Here is a 3,314-nt window from a genome sequence, read left to right as displayed (position 1 = left end):
CCTCCAGGCCGACCTGGCCGTCGGGGCCGGCGGCTCGACCAGCTGGGAGCGCTGCGTGCTGGCCCTGCCCACCCTGCTGCTGGTGCTGGCCGCCAACCAGCGCGAGGCCAGCGCGACCCTGGCCGCCGCCGACGCCGTCCTGGCCCTGGACGTCGCCGATCCCGACTTCGAGACGGCCTTCGCGGCCCAGCTTTCCCGCCTGCTCGAAGACCCGCTGCTGCGCGACCGACTGTCGGCCGCCTCGGCCGCGGTCTGCGACGGACGCGGCGCGGCGCGGGTGGCGGCGCACTTCCTCGCGCTAGTGCGGAGCTAGACGCACGCAATCCAAAATCGGCTGTCATCCCGGACAAGCGCGCAGCGCGCCGATCCGGGACCGACGCTAGAGCGCCGCGCTTCCGGTGGTCCCGGATCTTCACCCCGGCTTCGCCGGGGCTCGTCCGGGATGACAAGCTAAGGGAGGCGGGTTCGTTGAACCGCCGCTCTTGCGGCAACTCCCCTGGATAACGCCGTTCACCTATCCCATCTTGGCTGTAACCAAGGGGATCGACACATGACCAGCCAGACCCGCCAATCCGTCGTCGTCACCGGCGTCTCCACCGGCATCGGCTGGGCCGTGGCCAAGGTGCTGACGCAGCGCGGCCTCCACGTGTTCGGCAGCGTGCGCAAGGCCGGCGACGCCGAGCGGCTGGTCGCGGCGTTCGGCGACGCCGTGAYGCCCCTGGTGTTCGACGTCACCGACGAGGCCGCCGTGCGCGAGGCGGCCCTGCAGGTCGAGGCCGTGCTGGGCGGCCGCCCCCTCGCGGGCCTGGTCAACAACGCCGGAATCGCCGTGGCCGGCCCGCTGCTGCACCTGCCGATCGACGCGTGGCGCAAGCAGCTGGAGGTCAACCTGACCGGGGTGGTCATCGCCACCCAGGCCTTCGCGCCGCTGGTCGGAGCCCGGAAGCCGGCCGGTGGCAAACCGGGCCGCATCGTCAACATCGGCTCGGTCGGCGGCCGCAACGCCAACCCGTTCATGGCCCCCTACTGCACCAGCAAGTTCGGGCTGGAGGGCCTGTCGGAATCCCTGCGCCGCGAACTGCTGCCGTTCGGCGTCGACGTGATCGTGGTCGCCCCCGGCSCGGTGGCCACGCCCATCTGGGACAAGGCCGACGAGATCGACACCGCCGCCTATGCCGACACCGTCTACGCCCCGGCCCTGGAGCGGCTGCGCGCCTACATGCTGTCGATCGGCAAGTCGGGCCTGCCCGCCGAGCGGATCGGCGAGACGGTCCACACCGCCCTGACCGCGGCCAGGCCCAAGGTCCGCTACACGGTCACCCCGCAGCCCGGCCAGTTCCTGATGAGCCAGGTGCTGCCCAAGCGGACGCTGGACCGGATCGTCGGCAAGCGATTGGGGCTGCTGCCGGGCTAGACGGCGCTTTCGGCCCCCTGCAATGAAACGTGATGGGACCTTATGCTGCAGTGCAGCATTATCACGCCGGGCCGGATAGCGGCCCTAGCGAGTGTGATGATGCCGGGCCTTGGTGAAACGACCGCGATGCTGGCGCGCCTGCGCCGCGCGACGACGACGACCCCCTTGATGACGCCAGCGAACGCCGCCCTGGTCGAGACCACGGGGTTCGGCGAGAACCCCGGCGCGCTGCGCATGCTGTCCTACGCCCCGAGCGGTCTGGCCGCCGACGCGCCGCTGGTCGTGGTCCTGCACGGCTGCACCCAGACCGCCGAGGGCCATGCGGCGGCCGGCGGCTGGATCGCCCTGGCCGACCGGCTGGGCTTCGCCGTCCTGGCCCCCGAGCAGACGGCCGCCAACAATCCCAACCGCTGCTTCAACTGGTTCGAGCCGGGCGACACCACGCGGGGCCGGGGCGAGGCCGCCTCGATCGCCGCCATGGTCGCCGCCGCGATCCGGGCGCATCGCTGCGATCCGCGGCGGGTGTTCGTCACCGGACTGTCGGCCGGCGGCGCGATGACGGCGGTGATGCTGGCGGCCTATCCCGAGCTGTTCGCCGGCGGGGCCATCGTCGCCGGCCTGGCCTACGGCGTGGCGCGCGGCGTGCCCGACGCGATGCGGGTGATGGGACGCGGCGACGGCCGCGCCGCGCCGGCGCTGGGAGCGCTGGTCCAGCGTGGCGACGCGCCGCCCCTGCGGCTGGCGATCTGGCACGGCGACGCGGACCACACCGTCAACGCCGCCAACGCCCAGGACCTGGCCCGCCAGTGGACCGCCGCCACGGGCCTGGCCAAGGCCTCCCCCGAGGTCGCCCGGCAAGGAAACCGGACGCGGTCGATCTGGCGGGGCGGGGCCGGCGGCTCGACCGTCGAACTGAACATCGTCCACGGCCTGGGCCATGGGACGCCGCTATCGACCAAGGGCCACGGCGACGTGGGCAAGCCCGCGCCCTACATGCTGGAGGCGGGCCTGTCCTCGACCCTGGAGATCGCCGCCTTCTGGGGGCTTTCCACCGGCGACGCGGCGGCCAGGAAGCCCGCGCCCGACCCTGTCGCCACGCCCGCCGACGACGCCCAACCGAGGCCTTCGCCAGAGGCCAGGCCGACCGGCGTCGCCGCCCAGGTCCTGGACGCGGTGTCCGGCCACGTACCGCCCCAGGTGCGCGACGTCATCGCCAAGGCCCTGCGCTCGGCCGGCCTGATGCGCTGAAGATGTCGACACCTCGACACAGCAGACGCGAACGTCTCTCAAGTAATTGAAAGGTCGGAACAAACAATCCACGGCTCTCGTTGCCGTCTCCCTCGCTGTTCATGGAGATAGAGACAATGGCCGACACCCCCAAGCTCGACGCCGTGGCCCTGCTCAAGGCCGATCACCGCAAGGTCGAAGACCTGTTCGCCCAGTTCGAGGCCGCCACCGGCGACGGCAAGAAGAAGGCCCTGGCCGAGCAGATCTGCCTGGAGCTGACCGTTCACACCAAGATCGAGGAGGACATCTTCTACCCGGCCTGCGAGGGCAAGGTTGAGGAAGACCTGCTGAAGGAAGCCTATGTCGAGCACGACGGCGCCAAGGTGCTGATCGCCGAGATCGAGGCCGGCGGCCCCGACGACGAATTCTACGACGCCAAGGTCAAGGTGCTGTCGGAGATGATCGAGCACCACGTCAAGGAAGAGGAACAGCGCGTCGAAGGCATGTTCAGCCAGGCCCGCAAGGCCGGCCTCGACATGGACGCCTTGGGCGAACAGATGGCCGCCGAAAAGGCCCAGCTGATCGCCACCTACAAGAAGACCGGCCTGCCGACGCCTGAAACGCCGACGCTGACCGCGACGACCCTGGCCTAGCCGGCGAGCCTGGGCGGCCC

Annotated in this window: 3 protein-coding genes and 1 pseudogene; all 4 read left to right on the top strand. The window is 71.1% G+C overall.

Annotated elements, in window-relative coordinates; genetic code table 11:
• Positions 1-313, top strand: a pseudogene (locus tag AC1DZ6_RS21975) (UDP-2,4-diacetamido-2,4,6-trideoxy-beta-L-altropyranose hydrolase); the annotation flags it as partial.
• A 237-nt stretch (positions 314-550) separates the two neighbouring features.
• Complete coding sequence (locus AC1DZ6_RS21970; protein WP_477099249.1) at positions 551-1,414, top strand: SDR family oxidoreductase; 864 nt, start codon at positions 551-553, stop codon at positions 1,412-1,414.
• 168 nt (positions 1,415-1,582) lie between these two features.
• Positions 1,583-2,662, top strand: a complete 1,080-nt coding sequence (locus AC1DZ6_RS21965; RefSeq protein ID WP_477099248.1) for an extracellular catalytic domain type 1 short-chain-length polyhydroxyalkanoate depolymerase — start codon at positions 1,583-1,585, stop codon at positions 2,660-2,662.
• 116 nt (positions 2,663-2,778) lie between these two features.
• Positions 2,779-3,294: a hemerythrin domain-containing protein gene (locus tag AC1DZ6_RS21960; protein WP_477099247.1), complete on the top strand. Its 516-nt coding sequence runs from the start codon at positions 2,779-2,781 to the stop codon at positions 3,292-3,294.
• Positions 3,295-3,314 lie beyond the last annotated feature (20 nt).

Source organism: Caulobacter sp. P1_B12_2 (assembly GCF_056406675.1).
Note: the sequence above shows the minus strand (reverse complement) of the source record. Positions and strands in the feature narration are given on the sequence as shown.

Excerpts from the sequence above, each read along its gene's own strand:
- AC1DZ6_RS21965 (WP_477099248.1), top strand. The coding sequence starts at position 1,583 with ATGACGCCAGCGAACGCCGCCCTGGTCGAGACCACGGGGTTCGGCGAG.
- AC1DZ6_RS21960 (WP_477099247.1), top strand. The coding sequence starts at position 2,779 with ATGGCCGACACCCCCAAGCTCGACGCCGTGGCCCTGCTCAAGGCCGAT.